This is a genomic window from Bacillus sp. AP8 (genome assembly GCF_000321185.1).
Lineage (GTDB): Bacteria > Bacillota > Bacilli > Bacillales > DSM-1321 > Bacillus_AD > Bacillus_AD massilioanorexius.
Genome location: NZ_CAPG01000078.1, coordinates 1 through 18,604, shown reverse-complemented (window position 1 = coordinate 18,604; position 18,604 = coordinate 1). Strand labels below are relative to the sequence as shown.

Annotated in this window: 15 protein-coding genes; 10 read left to right on the top strand and 5 right to left on the bottom strand. The window is 33.1% G+C overall.

Features of this window, described 5'->3' with window-relative positions:
* Positions 1–265: 265 nt before the first annotated feature.
* A complete protein-coding gene (locus BN349_RS18795; RefSeq protein ID WP_026089388.1) occupies positions 266–2,161 on the top strand; it encodes a sensor domain-containing diguanylate cyclase in 1,896 nt (631 codons plus the stop codon).
* Between the two features lie 78 nt (positions 2,162–2,239).
* On the opposite strand, the gene BN349_RS18790 is transcribed toward BN349_RS18795, so the two are convergent.
* Positions 2,240–2,719 (bottom strand): GAF domain-containing protein, encoded by a 480-nt coding sequence (locus BN349_RS18790; RefSeq protein WP_019243889.1) that lies wholly within the window; start codon positions 2,717–2,719, stop codon positions 2,240–2,242.
* 153 nt (positions 2,720–2,872) lie between these two features.
* Here BN349_RS18790 and refZ point away from each other — a divergent pair, with 153 nt between their 5' ends.
* Complete coding sequence (gene refZ / locus BN349_RS24335) at positions 2,873–3,508, top strand: forespore capture DNA-binding protein RefZ (RefSeq protein ID WP_019243888.1); 636 nt, start codon at positions 2,873–2,875, stop codon at positions 3,506–3,508.
* Here the strand turns inward: refZ and hisJ are convergent.
* The gene (gene hisJ, locus BN349_RS18780; protein ID WP_019243887.1) at positions 3,503–4,330 is read right to left on the bottom strand and encodes a histidinol-phosphatase HisJ; all 828 of its coding nucleotides are present in this window, start codon (positions 4,328–4,330) and stop codon (positions 3,503–3,505) included. The two genes, refZ and hisJ, sit on opposite strands and share 6 nt — an antisense overlap.
* A gap of 295 nt (positions 4,331–4,625) precedes the next feature.
* On the opposite strand from hisJ, the gene ezrA reads away from it, so the two are divergent.
* Entirely contained in the window at positions 4,626–6,326 is a 1,701-nt protein-coding gene (gene ezrA / locus BN349_RS18775) for a septation ring formation regulator EzrA (RefSeq protein WP_019243886.1), read from the top strand.
* 629 nt (positions 6,327–6,955) lie between these two features.
* Here the strand turns inward: ezrA and brnQ are convergent.
* Positions 6,956–8,305, bottom strand: a complete 1,350-nt coding sequence (brnQ, locus tag BN349_RS18765; RefSeq protein ID WP_019243884.1) for a branched-chain amino acid transport system II carrier protein — start codon at positions 8,303–8,305, stop codon at positions 6,956–6,958.
* 294 nt (positions 8,306–8,599) lie between these two features.
* Here brnQ and BN349_RS18760 point away from each other — a divergent pair, with 294 nt between their 5' ends.
* From BN349_RS18760 to rarD, 5 genes are all read left to right on the top strand, one after another.
* Positions 8,600–9,742, top strand: coding sequence for a cysteine desulfurase family protein (locus BN349_RS18760; protein WP_019243883.1), 1,143 nt, complete (start codon positions 8,600–8,602; stop codon positions 9,740–9,742).
* Between the two features lie 5 nt (positions 9,743–9,747).
* Positions 9,748–10,956 (top strand): tRNA uracil 4-sulfurtransferase ThiI, encoded by a 1,209-nt coding sequence (thiI, locus tag BN349_RS18755; RefSeq protein ID WP_019243882.1) that lies wholly within the window; start codon positions 9,748–9,750, stop codon positions 10,954–10,956.
* Positions 10,957–11,052: 96 nt separating this feature from the next.
* Positions 11,053–11,253, top strand: a complete 201-nt coding sequence (locus BN349_RS18750; protein ID WP_019243881.1) for an alpha/beta-type small acid-soluble spore protein — start codon at positions 11,053–11,055, stop codon at positions 11,251–11,253.
* A 259-nt stretch (positions 11,254–11,512) separates the two neighbouring features.
* A complete protein-coding gene (gene mbcS, locus BN349_RS18740; protein ID WP_019243879.1) occupies positions 11,513–13,096 on the top strand; it encodes an acyl-CoA synthetase MbcS in 1,584 nt (527 codons plus the stop codon).
* A 176-nt stretch (positions 13,097–13,272) separates the two neighbouring features.
* Complete coding sequence (gene rarD, locus BN349_RS18735; protein ID WP_019243878.1) at positions 13,273–14,196, top strand: EamA family transporter RarD; 924 nt, start codon at positions 13,273–13,275, stop codon at positions 14,194–14,196.
* 58 nt (positions 14,197–14,254) lie between these two features.
* On the opposite strand, the gene BN349_RS18730 is transcribed toward rarD, so the two are convergent.
* Positions 14,255–15,772, bottom strand: coding sequence for a Na+/H+ antiporter NhaC family protein (locus tag BN349_RS18730; protein ID WP_019243877.1), 1,518 nt, complete (start codon positions 15,770–15,772; stop codon positions 14,255–14,257).
* Between the two features lie 225 nt (positions 15,773–15,997).
* Positions 15,998–16,798 (bottom strand): NAD kinase, encoded by an 801-nt coding sequence (locus BN349_RS18725; RefSeq protein ID WP_019243876.1) that lies wholly within the window; start codon positions 16,796–16,798, stop codon positions 15,998–16,000.
* A 139-nt stretch (positions 16,799–16,937) separates the two neighbouring features.
* On the opposite strand from BN349_RS18725, the gene sppA reads away from it, so the two are divergent.
* Together sppA and BN349_RS26785 are read left to right on the top strand one after the other, a co-directional pair.
* Entirely contained in the window at positions 16,938–17,957 is a 1,020-nt protein-coding gene (gene sppA / locus BN349_RS18720; RefSeq protein ID WP_019243875.1) for a signal peptide peptidase SppA, read from the top strand.
* A gap of 11 nt (positions 17,958–17,968) precedes the next feature.
* On the top strand, positions 17,969–18,580 hold the full coding sequence (locus BN349_RS26785) for an RDD family protein (protein ID WP_019243874.1): 612 nt from the start codon (positions 17,969–17,971) through the stop codon (positions 18,578–18,580).
* The last annotated feature ends 24 nt before the right edge of the window (positions 18,581–18,604 follow it).

Here is an 18,604-nt window from a genome sequence, read left to right as displayed (position 1 = left end):
CATTATATAATGTTACATAAGATAAGTCAACTTTTTAAATGACAATTGTAGTTTTGTACTTGATTTCATCATGGGTATAACTAACTGATGAAAAATCTCTTTTGTTCAGAGTATTAGGTAAAAATAACCAAATGATACGGAATAGACATAATTATTTTAAGTAATTATGATTAAAAAAAGGTATAATTACAATTACATGACATAATCAAGATTATTTAATGACAAGGTGAGTGTGAAATTGCAACACAAAATAGGGATGATGGAGATGGAATTTCAAAGAACTCAATGGCTAACTGAATTAAAAAGTGCTTTTTTTAAGTGTTTAGAGATAGATGGAGATAAAATCCACTATGATCAAATTATTAAAGAACTTTTAATTCAAGTGAAAGATTTTTTAGGAGCGGAAGAAGTCGCTTTTTATAGACATAATCAATGGAAAAAACAATTATTCTTAGAGGCGACAACAGATAATGGATTTCATAAATATGATGAAGTATTAGGAATTATGCTTAATGAAGTAATGGATCAATTAAAGGAAAAGGACTTTAATTATCAATGTCATCCAATTCAAGGTCTTGAAAGATATCAATTGATTTTACCTCTAACAAAAGATGATAGCTTGATTGGTATCATGGCTGTTAAACAGAAAGAAAATAATGAATCATCACTTCAGGATCCTACATTCCATAAAGCTCTTTCTAAAGAGTGTACAAATATAATTCAAGTAGCCTCTAATATTTTAAAAATCGTAGCAGAAGAAAAACGATATAAACAATTATTTCGGGTAACTGAAAAATTCCATTCATCTATGAATATGGATGATGTTTTAAGAGAAATTATATACACTCTTCAGGAGGTATACCCATTATTTACATACTTCTTATTATTATCTCATGACAATAATCACCATGATGATTTACCAATAAAAGATTTAGAGGATGACAACGATAATATTGTGGCGATGCAAGCTTATGTAACAGGAACTATTCAATTAGAAGATTCCCTTGTTGAGAGGAGTTTTTTGCTATATGCACCTTTGAAGGGTAGACAAGGTGTTTATGGAGTATTGCAAGTTATTTCCCCTAACACACTAGTATTTCCAAGAAGTGAAGTAGAATTCATCACTTTACTGGCTTATACGGCTGGGAGTGCCATCGAAAATGCTCAATTATATCAGCAATCCAAAAGACTAATTGCGGATTTACAACTCATCAATGAGACTTCTCATAACTTGAACTCTAACTTGCGTTTAAGTGAGACGATGGGTTATATGCGTGATCAGATCAGGAAATCGTTTAATGCTGAGGAAATTGGCTTTGTTATGTATACGGCAGATAATGAAGTAAAAGTATTACATGGTAGTTCGTCATTCTTTAATCTTGAGCTATCATCCGTTTATATCCAATTTATTAAAGAAAAAATCGATAAAGAAAAGGAAGCGATTTTTTTAGGGGATTTACAATTAGGTGATCCAGATTGTTTGAAATATCGTTCTGTTATGGCAGTTCCTATGATTCAAAGTGGTGTTATTAAAGGATTTGCTTTAGTTATCCACAGTGAACCGTACCAATTTTCTTTTGAAATGTTTAAACTATTGCAATCGTTGATTCATCATTCAACTTTAGCATTTACAAATTCGATTTTACGAGAAGAATTGGAAAGAATGGTTGTAACGGATCATTTAACGAAGTTGTATTCACGTAATTACTTGGATGAGAAATTAACGGAATCTATGAAGTATAAGGAAAAAGGAACTTTCTTATTGTTAGATATTGATAATTTTAAGTCAATCAATGATACGTACGGTCATCAAGTGGGCGATGAAATCCTTATTCAAGTTTCAAATGCTATTATTCATAACATCCGCTCGACTGATATAGGAGCAAGATGGGGTGGAGAAGAGCTAGCAATTTATTTACCTAATGTGGATCTTGAAATAGGGATGACTATTGCAGAAAGAATTAGAAGAAAAGTTGAAGAAGAAACGAATCCACAAGTAACGGTTTCGTGTGGTATTTCCTATTGGAATACAGAACAGGAAGATCATCCGCAAGCTTTATTTAAACGTGCGGATACAGCTTTATATGAAGCCAAGAATTCAGGCAAAAATAAAATAGTAATAGCTAATCATTTAGAAAAAGGCTGTGACCAGAATGAATGACAATTTCATTGGTCACAGCCTTTTGTCTACATAGTTTTATTTAATAAGAGTGTGCATCGTGTGATAAATGGATTTCTCTTATAGATGTGCTTCTAAAATTTTTATGAATTCTTGTAAATATTGACCTTCTTCTTTTGAAAAACGGTTTAATATGGGGCTATCAATATCTAGAACGCCAAATAATTCTTCGTTTTTAAAAATTGGAATGACAATTTCAGAGCGTGAAGCTGCATCACAAGCAATATGACCAGGAAACTGCTCAACATCGTTTATTATTAATGTTTCTTTATCTTGAGCGGCCGTTCCGCAAACACCTCTTCCTAAAGGAATACGAATGCAAGCAGGTAATCCTTGAAAAGGTCCTAAAACTAATGTTTCTTCCTCATATAAATAAAAACCAACCCAATTCACATTGTCTAAAAATACATTTAAAAGTGCAGAGGCATTACTTAAATTAGCAATGATATTTTTTTCACCTTCTATGAGAGAGAGCAGTTGCTTATGGAGTTGATTATACTTTTCTTCTAATGTTTCAGAATAGTTTTCGACTTTAAACATCATTAACTTCCTTTCTTTTGGTCCGTTCATCATATTTCTATCGTTTTGCAAATAGGAGACTCAATTTGTGTCGAAACTCTTATAAAGGAGAGCTTAGCTATTTGTCGAAACGTTAAAGAGAGTAAAACTATTATAATACGGTAGGTGATTTCGATGGAAAACGAAAATAATAATAAAACGAAGCGTGCTATTTTAGATGCAGCGATTGTTTTGTTCCATTCCAATGGTTTTGACGGAACATCCATCCGTGATATTGCTCATAAAGCAAAAATAAATCCAGCTAATATTGCTTATTATTTTAAAAATAAAAATGGTCTCTTAGAATATTGTTTTGTAAATTATCTTGAGAAATATACAGAAATTATAGAGCATGAAGTAGAACGAATTGACCAAGAGGCTCCAGATAACTGCTTGAAAAACATTGTAGTCAAGCTACTAGAATTTCAAGGTCAACAGTTTAATGCTGCACGTTTTATTACCAGAGAAATGTCATTAGATACAACGCTTAATCGTGAAATTCTCTCTACTTATATGGCAAAGGAAAGATATTATCTTCAATATGTTGTTGAACAAGGTATTCAAAGTCAACTTTTTCGAAAGGTTCATATTCCTTCTTTTATCTTGCAATTAAAAGGATTATTAACGGCGCCTTTATTGCATACGCACTATGCAGTTGAGCTATTACAAATCATTCCTCAAGAATCCTATTATATCGAACAATACAAGCAGCAATGTATTGAATTTATTACACATCACCTACTATATTCTCACTTAGAAGTTACATTATAAAAATAAACTAGAAGGTTTTGACAATATTGCTTGATTATTCAGTTTTTTGAATCCTTGCCCCAAATCTTTTACTTGATGAGCGTCACTCCCATATATGAGCGGTATTCCAAGCTTAATGGCTTTAGCAATCAAATAATCAGGAGGATAAGGTTCTTGACAGTACTTCTTAGCCGTCCCAGCGCCGTTATAATCTAATGAGAGCTTTCTCTCTTGGAGAAGTGGTAAGAGAGCCTCTTCTTCATCTTTGAATGAATGTTCAGGTGGATATTTCAATTGGAATTTATGTGCTAATGTGATATGTCCAATTCTTTTAGGTTTATATTTTCCTAGGTCTGAAGTAATGGATCTTTTTACAGTTTCATAATATTTTTTATAGACAGCTGAAATGGAACCGCAGATGTTTACAATTTCGCCAAAATATTCGTCGCTATAATCAATACAGAAATGGTGTTCAGCGTGTTTAATAAAATGTACAGATAAGATGCTATCGTCAAGTAGCGGGCCAATGTCATTTAAAAGCTTTGTTGTTTCTTGTTCATATCCCTCGATATAGTCTACTTCTAATCCTATATTAATTTTTATTTTATTCTGATATTTATTTTTAATGGTCTGTAGTTGTTCAATATAAATAGGGAGTTGTTCCATCTTCATACTACTGTCCATAGTCGGAGTTGTATCTATAAAACCTTTTGGAAATGGTGCATGTTCTGTAAAGGAAATTTCCTCAACTTTATTCTTTAAAAACCACTCGACGTATTCTTCTATTTTGTCTGAAGTACCGTGAGGACAAAATGGTGTATGAATATGTCCGTCTGCAATCATTTGGATAAATCCCCCTTCATAAAAAGTTTATAAATATAATTTATTAGAAAAATATAAATAACTACTCAAAAAAGTTTGTTTACATGGTATCATAAAAGCTATAAAAAACGAATTTTTTATAGTTTTTTTCGCAAATTAGAGGATTTTATGTATGTTCTTGGCGAAAAATATAAAGAATAATAAATTATTTTACAAGTAACTTCTATTTTAATAATAGATTACTTTCGATATAGGGACATTAGTAATATAATAATTGGTAAAAATCGACAGATTGTTTGAAACTGGGGGCTTTATAATGGAATATATTTTGGGATTAATTGTTTTAGTTCTAGGTTTTTTTATTATAGGTTATTTTTTCAAAAAGAAGCGTTACACAGATATTGATAAATTAGAAGAGTGGAAAATGAACATTATGAACCGCCCTGTTCTCGATGAGCTTTCGAAGGTCAAACAGCTAAACATGACTGGTGAAACAGAAGAAATGTTTGAAAAGTGGCGAAATGAATGGGATGAAATTGTAACTGTTCGTTTGCCAGATGTGGAAGAAATGCTATTTGATGCTGAAGAATTTATTGATAAGTATCGATTTTCTAAATCAAAAGCAATTCAAAGGGATATTTCTGCTTATCTTCGTGAAATTGAAGGGGATATACAATCCATTATCGATGAATTAAACGATCTTGTAGGAAGTGAAGAGAAGAATCGCTTAGAAATCGAAGAGCTGAAAGAAAGCTATCGAACAGCTAAAAAGCAACTTCTTGCTCATAGACATACGTATGGTCGTGCTGCTGATAAGTTAGAATCATGTTTGGATGATATGGTCCCAATATTTTCACAATATGAAGAAGCAACAGCGAACGGTAATTATTTGCATGCTCGAGAACATGTGCTGAAGTTGAAATCTGTTATTAAAGATACGAATGATAAGATGAATAGAATACCTGATTTGCTATTAGAATGTAATGCTACTATACCTAATCAAGTAAAAGAGCTGAAAGACGGATATGAAGAAATGCTTGAAAAAGGCTATATTTTGAGTCATATGGAATTTTCTAAGGAGCTTCAAGAGATAGAAGAGAAAATCGATAACTTTATAGAAGTTCTAGAAAAAGCAGAAATTGAAGATGCTGAAAAAGGTATGGAAGAAGTCAAGGATAGTATTGGTGTACTTTATGAGTTGTTAGAAAAAGAGGTTCTTTCTAGACAGTATGTCCATGAAAATCAAGATATAGTAAAAGACAGAATCAGCAATATGACATATGAAAATGATAAACTAAAAATGGAAATACATAGCATTCAGTCTAGCTATCATATTTCGGAAGAAGATATGAAAGTTCAAAGAAATCTTGATAGACAGATGACTTCTGCTGTTCATCAGCTTGAGAAATTGCAAACAAAAGTAGAACAGAAAGATATACCATATTCAATTTTAGCTGATAGCTTGGCAGAGGTGGAACGTATTTTAGGTTCCTTTACGAAAGAATATGAAACATTATCTAACAAGCTTCGTGATCTCCGAAAAGATGAACTAGAAGCGAGAGAGAAAATTAAAGGATTAACGATACGATTACATAATGGTCAAAAATGGTTAACTCAGTACAATGTTCCTGGTGTACCAGAGGAGTATAAGAAGTATTTAGAAGAAGCGTTGCTAGCGGTTAAAGAAGTGAATGAAAAACTAGAAGAAAAGCCTTTAAACATGGGTTCTGTACAAGTATTCCTTGAAAAGGCAGTGAAATTAGTTGATGAATATACTTCTGAAACAAAAGAATTAGTGGAACAAGTATTGTTAATAGAAAAAGTTATTCAATATTCGAATCGTTATAGAAGTCGCTATCCATCTGTTCAAGCTTCTCTACAAGATGCTGAGAATAAATTTAGAAATTTTGAGTATGAAGCGGCTCTAGAAACTGCTGCTTCTGTATTAGAAGAAATTGATCCAGGGGTCCTGAAAAGTATGAAGGTAGAGCTAGATTATGATGCTCTTAAAAATTAATGAAAATAATGTGTAAAGAAAAGCCATTCAGGGGATTCTAAACATCCTTTGGGTGGCTTTTTTATATTTATTTTTTAAAATTTATATAATAATCAAAGCCTTTTGTTGTAGTAAAGCACTCTAATAGATGAAGGGGGATCACAGATACTAGATAAAAATTTCATAAAAAAAGCAATAGAAGGGGATGAACAGGCATTTGAAATACTAGTAAAAGCAGAAAGTGAAAAATTATATAGAACGGCTTTTTTATATGTTCATAATAAAGAAGATGCATTGGATGTAATCCATTATAAAAGGAAAAGCAACAACGTTGTTTACATATAAAACGGTAAGTCCTACTTGAACAAGACTATTTTCGTTTTAACGTATTAGATAATAAAGGCAATCACTTACAAACGAGTGGAGGGGATTTAGTCTATCGCTCTGTCTTTGCATTAAATAATTCTCAAGATGCAAATTTGAGGAATTATTTATTGAGAGTTCCCTTTGGAATATTAAGTATGAATAAGGAAGCATTAAAAACTAAAGCTGATAAAAGTAGTTGTAAATCAATAAAAAACCACCCCTTTCTAGGAATAGAAGGGGGTGGTTTTAAAGAAATCTTTATAGTTTCATAGGTTCAGATTTGGTTAATCTAGAAGTGTGGTTTCCGTTGGAACATTTGTTTCTTTTAAGAATAAAACACCATATCCATAGCCGATTGATGCACCGATAATAGCTGGGACGAACCAACTGATTCCTTGCTCTGCTAGAGGTAAGGAAGACATAAAAGCAGAAATTACTCCCATTTTTAATCCCGCAGCAGTTAAAGCCTCGTATAAACTCACAATACCTGTGAACAAAATAGAGCCAATATATACCGTAGAATACCCATTAAAGAACTTATGGAAGAACGATAAAACGATTAGCATAATGGCTAAAGGATAAATGAAGCTTAAGACAGGTAAAGAAATAGAAATAAGCTGTGATAATCCTACGTTTGATACAACCATACTAAATCCAGCGATAATAAATACTAAACTTTTGTAAGATAGTGCTGGTACTTGTTTTGAGAAAAAGTGTGAACAAGCAGAAATTAGACCAACTGAAGTTGTTAAGCAAGCCAATAGAATTGTTAGAGCAAGAATGATTGATCCTAGATTCCCGAATAAGGCCTTCGTCGCAGCAGAAATGACTGCTCCACCATTATCTAGCATGCCAATTTTAGTTACACTTGTAGCACCAATATAAGTTAAAGATAGATAAACTATTGCTAAACCAAATGCTGCGATGAATCCTGCCTTTGCCACATTCTTTGTAATAGCCGTCTGGCTAGTTATACCTAGTGTTTTAACTGCAGAAATGATTATAACTCCAAATGCTAATCCTCCAATCGTGTCCATTGTTAGATAGCCTTCAATAAATCCATTGAAGAAAGAATTTGTTTGATAAGCCTCTGTTGGACTAGAGATAGAACCTAGCGGGTTAATAATACTTTTTCCAACTAAAATAGCTAATACAGTTAATAATATAGGAGTAATGATTTGTCCAATTCTACTCACTAATTTCGAAGGGTTTAATGCAAGCCAAGCAGATACAGCAAAAAATACGATAGAAAGTAATAGTAAAGGTAATGATGATTGTGAAAGTCCTTCATTTAAAAATGGTAATACACCAATTTCGTAAGTCACGGTAGCTGTTCTTGGAATCGCGAAAAATGGTCCTATTGCTAAATAGACTACAATTGTAAACACAATTCCGAAAATAGGGTGTGCACGTCCTGCTAAGTTTTGGAGACTCCCTACTCTACCGATTGCGATAACTGCTAATAAAGGTAAACCAACACCTGTTACTAAAAAGCCGAAAACGGCTATCCATATATTTTCTCCGGCTTGTTGTCCTAAAAATGGAGGGAATATTATATTACCGGCTCCTAGGAATAATGCAAATAGCATCAATCCGATGGTTAACGTTTGTTTTGGGGATAAATCTTTGTTCATGTAGTTTCCTCCTGATGAATTTGCGGAATTAATTATTATTTCAATATATAAATAAATTTTGCTGAAATTCGATATAGAAAAGCAAATATTTAAAAAATTTATTATATTAAAACAATTTATCATAATAACGAATAGTATGTTCGTTTTTTCACATACGCAAATTGTACATAAAATAGTTTGATTTTGCAAAAAGAAATTTCACATTTAAAGTTGGTAATTAAAGTATGTTATCTTTTTGTTGAATTTATGTTAAAATTAAGATTTGCATATAGCATTTAATGGACGGTGTAAATCATGATATATTTTGATAATAGTGCTACAACTGTACCGTATAAAGAGGTAATGGATACTTTTTTAACAGTAAGTACAAAGTATTTTGGGAATCCTTCATCTTTACATGGAGTAGGTGCCAAGGCTGAACAATTATTAAGTAAAGCTCGTCAACAAATTGCACAACTACTAGAAATAAAAGAACAGGAAGTGTATTTTACTTCTGGTGGCACAGAAGGAAACAATTTAGCTATCAAAGGTGCAGCTTTAGCTTTTAAGAATAGAGGTAAACATATTATTACTACAGCTATTGAGCATCCATCAGTTAAACTGGCATGTGAACAATTGAAAGATGTAGGATTTGAAATAACAGAAGTACCAGTCGATGTAAATGGTAGAATTCGTGTGGAAGATGTAAAAAAAGCAATAAGAAAAGATACTATATTAGTATCAATTATGCATGTGAATAATGAAATCGGCTCCATTCAACCAATTGAAGAAATAGGGAATTTATTAAGAGATTATCCTAAAATCCTCTTCCATGTTGATTACGTTCAAGGCATTGGAAAAGTGCCGCTTTCTATAAAAAAATCAGGTGTTGATTTGTGTACTCTTTCAGGACATAAGTTCCATGCTTTAAAGGGAACTGGCGTATTATATATTCGTGAAGGTGTAAGAATTTCCGCATTATTTTCTGGAGGTAGTCAAGAAAGAAAGATACGTAGTGGAACAGAAAATGTTGCTGGAGCTGTTGCTCTTGCCAAAGCTTTAAGACTTAGTTTAGATAAAATGAATCGTGAAAATCAACGATTATTTCAAATACATCAATTTCTGAGAAAAGAGCTTGAAAAAATGGATGATTTAGTTATTCATACACCGGAGGATGGGTATGCTCCTCATATCATTAATTTTTCAGTTCCCGGAATCAAATCAGAAGTATTGGTTCATGCATTAGAAGATCAAGGTATTTATGTATCAACAACTAGTGCATGTTCTTCGAAGAAAAAGTCTATAAGTGATGTAATTTTACAGATGACAAACAATGAAGCTTTAGCATCAAGCAGTATTAGGGTGAGTTTGTCTTATGAAAACGAATTAGAAGAAGCGAAACAATTTATAAAGACACTGAAAAACGTACTTAAAAATTTAAAAGAAGTTATGAGGTAATAAATATGATATACGATCAAATTTTGATTCGTTATGGTGAATTATCAACAAAGGGTAAAAATAGAAAAGGATTTATTGCTAAATTAAAAAGAAGTATAAAAAATAACTTAAGGGACTTTAATGGCATTGAAATCTTATCAACGCGAGATCATATGAGATTGATGCTAAATGGAGCAGATTACAAAGCCGTTGAAGAAAAACTTCGTAAGGTTTTCGGTATTCAATCTTTTAGTCCTGTAATGGAAGTGGAAAAAGATATCGATGCAATGAAAGCGGGGGCACTTCAATATATTAAGAACTTAGATCGAAAAATCGAAACGTTTAAGGTGACAACAAAAAGAGCCGATAAATCCTTTCCGCTTGATACAAATGAAGTAAATCATGCGTTAGGTGGTCATGTATTATGGCATAACCAGCATTTAAAAGTAGATGTAAAAAAGCCTGATTTAAATTTAATTGTTGAAATTAGAAAAGAAGGTGTATTTTTTACAGGAGAAGTTATTTTAGGGGCTGGTGGATTACCGCAAAATTCAAGTGGTAAAGCGTTGTTAATGTTATCAGGCGGGATCGATAGTCCGGTTGCTGGATTTTTGACAATGAAAAGAGGGATAGAAGTAGAGTGTATTCATTTCTATAGTCCGCCTTTTACAAGTGAAAGATCCAAGCAAAAAGTTCTTGATTTAGCAGAAGTTCTTGCTGGAACAAGTGGCCATATGGTGGTCCATGTGGTGCCATTTACTGAAATTCAAAAGATCATTCAACAACAAATTCCTGAAAACTATACAATGACTACTACAAGAAGATTAATGTTAAGAATAGCTGATGAAATTGCTAAAAAGCAAGAAGCATTGGCAATTGTGACAGGAGAAAGTCTAGGGCAAGTGGCAAGTCAAACGCTGCATAGTATGTATGCTATTAATGAGGTAACAAATACCCCAATCATACGTCCTTTAATTACAGCTGACAAATTAGAAATTATCAAAATGGCTGAGGAATTAGGGACTCTAGATATTTCAAATAGACCATATGAGGACTGTTGTACAGTCTTCACACCAGTAAATCCTAAAACAATGCCACGTCGTGAGAAGGTAAACCATTACGAAACCTTTGTGGATTTCAGTGACTTGATCAAAGAAGCAGTAGAAAAAACGGAGATTGTTCATTTAAAACCGAAGAGAAATGCTGTGAATAATGTGGAAGAGGATTTATTCTAAAGATTACTGCATTATTTGTGAACAATTACCAAAGTATCAGTGGAATAGCGCCATGTGTTTTGACACATTCTATTATCACAAGGAGGTGAAAAACACATGGCAAACACAAGTTCAAATCAATTAGTAGTACCTGGAGTACAAACTGCTCTTGATTCAATGAAGTATGAAATTGCTTCAGAATTTGGAGTACAACTAGGACCAGATGCAACAGCTCGTGCGAACGGTTCAGTTGGTGGAGAAATTACTAAACGTTTAGTTCAAATGGCTGAACAACAATTAGGCGGATACCAAAAATAATCTAATATCATGGCTACGGGGGATGAACTAATAGGTTCATCCCCTTTTTATATGGAAAAAGATAAAATAGAGTGGGTTATTAATTCAGTCATTTATATGAAAAAATATAACGAATTTTATTGTGATGTGAATGGATTATAAGTTAGGTAAAGAGTATGACAAAACGAAATAGAGGGGATATATTATCGTAGAAAAGTTTTTGAATTTTCTTACAAATATGTATAATATAGAGTAAGTAGTAAGAAAAGGGGGATAAGGGATGAAGAAAGAAGATTTGATAGCTCCATTACAGTACAATTTAACAAGTGAAGTAGAAAAATTTAATAAAAGTAGTGAAAAAGTAGCTTTAAAATGGGAAAACGAACATGGTGATAAAAAGGAAATTACATATCAGAATTTATTAAAAGCGACTAATAAATTTGGAAACGCTTTCTTGGATGCTGGACTGAAAAAAGGAGATACACTTCTTGTCATCGTTCCAAGGCTAATTGAAGCCTATCAAGTATATTTAGCAGCACTAAAAGCAGGAATGGTTGTTATTCCAAGCTCAGAAATGTTGAAAGCGAAGGATTTACAATATCGAATCAATCATGGAAATGTGAAAGGAATTGTTTGCTATGAATCGTTTGTTAATGAATTTGATCATATTGCAGAAGCTGAGCATTTAATAAAGTTTTCAGTTGGACAATCCAAAGATGGGTGGTTATTTTTAGATGAATTGGCTGAAGTGTCTAGCGATGAATTAGAAGCAGCCAATACAACGAGAGATGATATGGCCTTTTTAGCTTACACATCTGGAACAACAGGTAATCCAAAAGGTGTTGTTCATACACATGGCTGGGCCTACGCTCATTTACAAACTGCTGCTTCCAATTGGTTGTGTATTGAGGAAAATGATATTGTATGGGCCACTGCTGCACCAGGATGGCAAAAATGGATTTGGAGTCCTTTTTTATCTGTATTGGGAATGGGTGCAACTGGTTATGTTTACAATGGCAAATTCAATCCAGAAAAATATTTATCTCTCTTAGATGAAAATCAAATTAATGTGTTGTGCTGTACACCTACTGAATATCGTTTAATGGCTAAGGTAGATGATTTGAGTCATTACAAACTCGAACACTTACATAGTGCTGTTTCAGCTGGAGAACCATTAAATGAGGAAGTCATTGATACATTCCGAAAACACTTTAATATTACAGTAAGAGATGGATATGGCCAAACTGAAAATACACTGTTAATAGGTATAACAAAAGGAATGGAAGTAAGAATTGGTTCTATGGGTAAACCAACTCCTGGTAATACAGTTGACATAGTTAATGAAGATGGCGAAGTATGTGATGTTGGAGAAGTAGGTGATATTGCTGTTCATGTAAGTTCTCCTGCTTTATTTAAGGAATATTTAAATGATTCTGAAAGAACAGCGAAACAATTCCGCGGAGAATATTATATTACAGGAGATCAAGCTAAAAAGGATGAAGATGGATATTTTTGGTTTGAAGGACGTAGTGATGATATTATCATCAGTTCAGGATATACAATAGGACCGTTTGAAGTGGAAGATGCACTTGTAAAACATCAAGCGGTAAAAGAATGTGCAGTAGTGGCTTGGCCGGATGAGATTCGCGGAAGTATTGTAAAAGCGTACGTGGTTTTAAGAAATGGATATGATCAAAATAATCATCAATTAATACCGGTACTTCAAGAGCATGTAAAACAACTAACTGCACCTTATAAATATCCTAGAGCAATTGAATTTTTAGATGAATTACCTAAGACGATATCGGGTAAAATCCGTCGAGTTGAATTAAGAAATAAGAAGGAAAGCTCGGCATCTAAATAAGTGTGGTTATGATCGGTGGGGTTATCTACTTCCACCGATTATTTATTGTACTAGAAGAGCTTTAAAAACAATATAAAGAATAGAGACTTATATTTCTTCTAAATCTTATTTTATGTTCCGACTGTATTTTTATGGTATTATATTTGAATATTCTAACTATGTCAGGCGGTAATTACATGAGTTCTAATAAAGAGATGGAAGGTATTATTTATGGTGCGTTATCTTATTTAATGTGGGGAGTTATTCCAATATATTGGAAATTTCTACAACATGTAGATTCTACTGAAATACTTGCCCATCGGGTCTTTTGGTCTTTTGTTTTTATGGTTTTTCTCTTACTTTTTACTAAAAAATGGTCATCATTTATTACTTACATGAAGGAAATTAGTAAGAACAAAAAGAAGCTATGGGCTTTATTTGCTGCATCTCTTTTAGTAAGTGCGAATTGGGGAATCTTTATTTGGGCTGTAAATGCAGGAAGAATTTTGGATACAAGTTTAGGATATTATATAAATCCACTTGTAAGTGTTCTTTTAGGAGTAACTGTATTGAAAGAAAAGTTAAATAAGGTGCAAATTCTTTCGGTTTGTCTAGCTGCAATAGGTGTATCCATTTTAACGGTTTATCTCGGTAGCTTTCCATGGATATCTTTAGCGCTTGCTATTACATTTGGACTATACGGATTGGCAAAAGTGTTAATTGATGCAGATGCGGCAATCGGCTTAACTTTAGAAACGATGATGGTTACACCAATAGCTATTGGCTATTATATCTACATTATATTTCAAACACCTGCTAGCACCTATTCTGTCAATGAACTATTATTCTTAATAGGTGGTGGAGTTGTAACAGCCGTTCCATTACTTCTATTTGCAATGGGAGCAAAAAATATTCCTTTATCAATGCTAGGCTTTCTCCAATACATAGCCCCGACATTGTCATTAATTATCGGTGTTACGATTTATCATGAATCATTTACTAAAGTGCATTTCATCTCGTTTATGTTTATTTGGAGTGCATTACTTCTCTATTCATTATCTCAAATGAAAATTAGAGAACGAATGATGAAAAAAATGAATTCAAGGAAAATAGGTGCTTAACTTCCACTAAAAAACGCAACGAGAACTTTTCGTTGCGTTTTATTTACAAAAATATGATTTATATTTGCTGCTCACTTGTATGATTTTCTCTTTTTCTAAAGTAGAAAATCAGTGCAATTATTGCAAGAATAATAAAGATGTATGGTACCCATCTCATGCCTGTAATTCCAAGTAGGAAGAAGGATATACATGTGATGGCTGCACATATTAAAGCATATGGAAGCTGAGTAACAACATGCTCAATTTGGGAGCATCCAGCAGCAGCTGAAGCAACAGTAGTTGTATCGGAAACAGGCGAACAATGATCACCGAATAATGACCCAGATAATACAGCGCTCATTAAGAAAAACATCATCGTTGAATCACTTGCGATTGCGATTTGAGCAGCTATAGGAAGCATGATAGCAAAAGTTCCCCAAGATGTACCCGTAGCAAAAGCCATAGCACCAGTAAGTATAAATAAAATGAGTGGTAAAAATGAAGGTGGTAAAGTCACTTGATCTATGATGCTTGCTAGATAAGAACCTGTTTCTAGCTCTCCGATAAAGCTAGAAAGCACCCATGCGTATAATAATATCTCCACGGCTGGTAAAGTTGTTTTCAAACCTTGTTTTAGAATAGTGAAGATGTTTTTAATGCTTTGTTTCCCTGTATTTATTTGTCTTATGTATAATAATAAACTAACAAAAGTGGCTAAGCTTGCTCCGATTACGAGGGATAAGCTTACTTCACAGTTTGAAAAGATATTCATAAAAGTCGGTGAATCACTATTTAGGTAACCAGTAATAATCATAGCACCAACTGATCCAATAATTAAAAAACTAATTGGAATAATTAAATCCCAGATAGAGCCTTTATTTGAAGTAGACACTAAAGCTTGTGTTTTCGCTTTAATAGGATTTTTCATTTTACCAATATTGATATCGAATGTGGCAGAAGAAAAAACAAACAATAAAGTCGATATAGCGTAAAAGTTTGTCGTTGCTATAACCATAAATGCGATTAACGGACTATCTGTTAGTTGGTGAACGGCAAATATTCCTGTAAGGATAGCAATGATATTTGCTCCCCAACTTGATAATGGACAAAGTACACAAGTTGGATCGGATGTTGAATGAATCATATAGGCCAGTTTCGTACGAGGGACTTTGGCATGATCTATAATAGGACCAGTAATTTGGCTAGTTGCGAACATGTTAAATACATCGTCAGGGAAAAGAGAAATTCCACATGTTGTAGTCATTAGTTGTGCCCCGCGTTTTGTACGAATTCGACGACCAATCCACTCGCCAAAGGCTTGATTTCCACCTAATGATGATATGAGACTGGTTAAGGCTCCTAATAATAATAAAAACGAAAGTACATAAAGATTTCCTGAGTTCCATGAACCATCACTATAAAATAATTGTAATATAGCTTCTAGCATCTTTTTTAATGCTTGTACAATATGTCCATTTTCCAAAATTAGGGCGCTTAGGATAATACCAACGCCCAATGAGAGAACGATTTTTCTTGTTACAATCACTAATGCTATGATGATGATAGGAGGAACAACACTGAAAAAAGAAAATTCCATTTTATCACCTCGAAATATAGTAAACAAGAAATTATTATATCATTGTCATTATCATGTGAAAAGATGAACAAAAGATATAGATATCTCTTTTTAGTGAATATTCCATATATCAAAAGCCACCTATTAAATAGGTGGCTTTTATGATTTGAGAAATTAGTATTAGTTTTAGGGCTAGCGTTTTTCTAGCATTTACAAAGGTTAAAAGACTATTTGAAACTATTAATCTTATAAAAAAGCTCTTTGTACTTTTTCCCAGAAGGAATTATCTTTTAGTTTTACTGTTTTAATGACACGATCACTGAGCGAGATTTCAATCTTTTTTGTATTTGCGATACTTAATGCTTCATTATCCATACCGATAATTGGAAAGGCGTTATTAATGTCTGTTACGCGTAGAGTCAATTTTCGGTCTCCGCTAAGGATAAATGGTGAACTAAGAGTACGATAAATGTTATTATTTAAAGAAGCTAATTCACTCACTTGGAAACAAGGTAACATAGGATCAACAACTGCACCACTCATAGATTTATTATATGCTGTACTACCAGTTGGTGTGGAAATGACCATTCCATCTCCGCGGAATGTTTCAAAATGTAAATCATCGATATAAACATCCAGCACAAATGTTTTAATAATAGAAGAACGTATACTTAATTCATTTAAGCAATAAAAAACGGGCTGTTCATCTAGTGATACTTCAATAACTGGATATTTACGTACTTCAATAAGTTCGTCTGTGATAGCTTCAATCATTTTATCGCGTTCTTTTATTGAAAAATCACAATACATATTAAGATTACCAGTAGTAGAAATACCTGCATATAAACAGTCATTTCGAAAACCAGTTTTGCGAACAGCTTGTAAAAATGCGCCATCATCACCGATACTGACGATTATGTTTGCTTTTTTTACATCATCAACAATATAAAAGTTATATTCTGATGCTAAATTTTCCGCTGTTTTTAGAATATCTGGAATGTCTTGCGTATTATTATGAAAAAAGAAAACATTTCGTCTGTTTGTCATAGTGACTCTCCCCTTTGGCTTTGTAGCATTTTGATTAGTTTTAGTTTTCTGATTCTATTATTTATTTTACCATTGTAGTGAAGCTTTTTGAAATTTGAAACGTATTAAAAGGAGCAGGTAAAAAGGAGGAATTAAAGAAATGAATGGAAAACGGTGGGCAGCATTAGGAATTGCAGCTGGGTTATTAGTCTTTTCAATAATTTTTAATTTAGCGTCAAATGTATTATTTTCAAGTGACGAAGAAGGAAATGGAATGTTTAATGACTTTCTAAATATGACGGAGGATGTCTACACAGAAGAAGTAATTGAACAAGGAAGTTCTTTAAATAAGATTGCGGTCTTAGATGTTGATGGTGTCATTCAAGATACATCTAGTTCAACAACTATGTTTAGCACGAGTGGTTACAATCATCGATCGTTTCTAGATAAATTAGATATGGCGAAGGATGATTCGTCTATAGCAGGAATTATTATTCGAGTAAACTCACCAGGTGGCGGTGTTGTTGAAAGTGCGGAAATTTATAAAAAGATTCAAGAAGTGAAGAAGGAAACAAGTAAGCCGGTTTACATATCAATGGGAGCGACTGCTGCCTCAGGTGGTTATTATATTTCTGCACCTGCAGATAAAATCTTTGCTAGTCCAGAAACTTTAACAGGTTCATTGGGAGTTATTATGCAAGGTTATAATTATGAAAAACTAGCTGAGAAACTAGGAATTGAAACCGTAACAATAAAAAGCGGACCATATAAAGATATCATGTCTCCAAGTAGAGAAATGACAGCTGAAGAACGAAAAATATTACAAAATATGATTGATAGCTCTTACAACCAATTTGTGAAAATTATTGCTGAAGGTAGAGGGATGACTGAGCAACAAGTTCGTAAAATTGCGGATGGAAGGATTTATGATGGTCGTCAGGCAAAAGAGGTGGGCTTAATCGATGAATTTGGTTATTTAGAGGATGTAACGGAAGCCATGAAAGTGGCCATTAAAGATGAAGATGCATCAGTTGTTCGTTATACTGATTCAGTTGGATTTGGTTCACTATTTTCTTTAACTGCTCAAAAATTATTAGGTGAAAAAACAGATATTTCAAGTGTGTTAACGGCCATTTCTCAACCGAATTCTCCTAGATTAATGTATTTATATGCAGAATAGGAGGGGACAAAATGACTGATTTGAGAGAAGATAGAAATGAAGAAAATAGTGAAAATATACAAAATATCTCTAATGATACAACTGTAGAAATGAATCATAATGAAAAAGAAGAATCTAATTATGTTCAAATGAAACAAAGTGAAGAATCTTTGGTTCCTTTACAGGAGCATGTAATAGAGGAGCCATTAGATAAAGACGTTAATAAAGAAAGGTTTGCAGGTTTTTGGATGCGCTTTTGGGCTTATTTATTAGATTTAATAGTTATCTTTAGTATTAGTGGGATTCTAATAAGTCCGGTATTTAAGGCGTTGGATCTCTTTCAATATTCATTTTGGATTTTTACTCCATATGCTCTAGCTAAAGCGGTTATTTTTTACTTATATTTTGTTTTGATGACCAAATTCTTAGGTCAAACGCTAGGGAAAATGGTATTCGGGCTTAAGGTTATTAGTTTAAAACAAGAGAAGCTAACATGGGGTACGGTTATATTCCGTGAGTTTATTGGACGCTTTATTAGTAAAACGATATGGATTACTTACGCATTAATTGGAATACTTCCCAAAAAACAAGGAATTCATGATCTATTTGCAGATACGAGTGTTGTTCTTAATGAAAAAAGATGAATAACTGAACTAGGAAAAAGAGGC

Excerpts from the sequence above, each read along its gene's own strand:
- BN349_RS18795 (WP_026089388.1), top strand. The coding sequence starts at position 266 with ATGGAATTTCAAAGAACTCAATGGCTAACTGAATTAAAAAGTGCTTTT.
- BN349_RS18790 (WP_019243889.1), bottom strand. The coding sequence starts at position 2,719 with ATGTTTAAAGTCGAAAACTATTCTGAAACATTAGAAGAAAAGTATAAT.
- refZ (WP_019243888.1), top strand. The coding sequence starts at position 2,873 with ATGGAAAACGAAAATAATAATAAAACGAAGCGTGCTATTTTAGATGCA.
- hisJ (WP_019243887.1), bottom strand. The coding sequence starts at position 4,330 with ATGATTGCAGACGGACATATTCATACACCATTTTGTCCTCACGGTACT.
- ezrA (WP_019243886.1), top strand. The coding sequence starts at position 4,626 with ATGGAATATATTTTGGGATTAATTGTTTTAGTTCTAGGTTTTTTTATT.
- brnQ (WP_019243884.1), bottom strand. The coding sequence starts at position 8,305 with ATGAACAAAGATTTATCCCCAAAACAAACGTTAACCATCGGATTGATG.
- BN349_RS18760 (WP_019243883.1), top strand. The coding sequence starts at position 8,600 with ATGATATATTTTGATAATAGTGCTACAACTGTACCGTATAAAGAGGTA.
- thiI (WP_019243882.1), top strand. The coding sequence starts at position 9,748 with ATGATATACGATCAAATTTTGATTCGTTATGGTGAATTATCAACAAAG.
- BN349_RS18750 (WP_019243881.1), top strand. The coding sequence starts at position 11,053 with ATGGCAAACACAAGTTCAAATCAATTAGTAGTACCTGGAGTACAAACT.
- mbcS (WP_019243879.1), top strand. The coding sequence starts at position 11,513 with ATGAAGAAAGAAGATTTGATAGCTCCATTACAGTACAATTTAACAAGT.
- rarD (WP_019243878.1), top strand. The coding sequence starts at position 13,273 with ATGAGTTCTAATAAAGAGATGGAAGGTATTATTTATGGTGCGTTATCT.
- BN349_RS18730 (WP_019243877.1), bottom strand. The coding sequence starts at position 15,772 with ATGGAATTTTCTTTTTTCAGTGTTGTTCCTCCTATCATCATCATAGCA.
- BN349_RS18725 (WP_019243876.1), bottom strand. The coding sequence starts at position 16,798 with ATGACAAACAGACGAAATGTTTTCTTTTTTCATAATAATACGCAAGAC.
- sppA (WP_019243875.1), top strand. The coding sequence starts at position 16,938 with ATGAATGGAAAACGGTGGGCAGCATTAGGAATTGCAGCTGGGTTATTA.
- BN349_RS26785 (WP_019243874.1), top strand. The coding sequence starts at position 17,969 with ATGACTGATTTGAGAGAAGATAGAAATGAAGAAAATAGTGAAAATATA.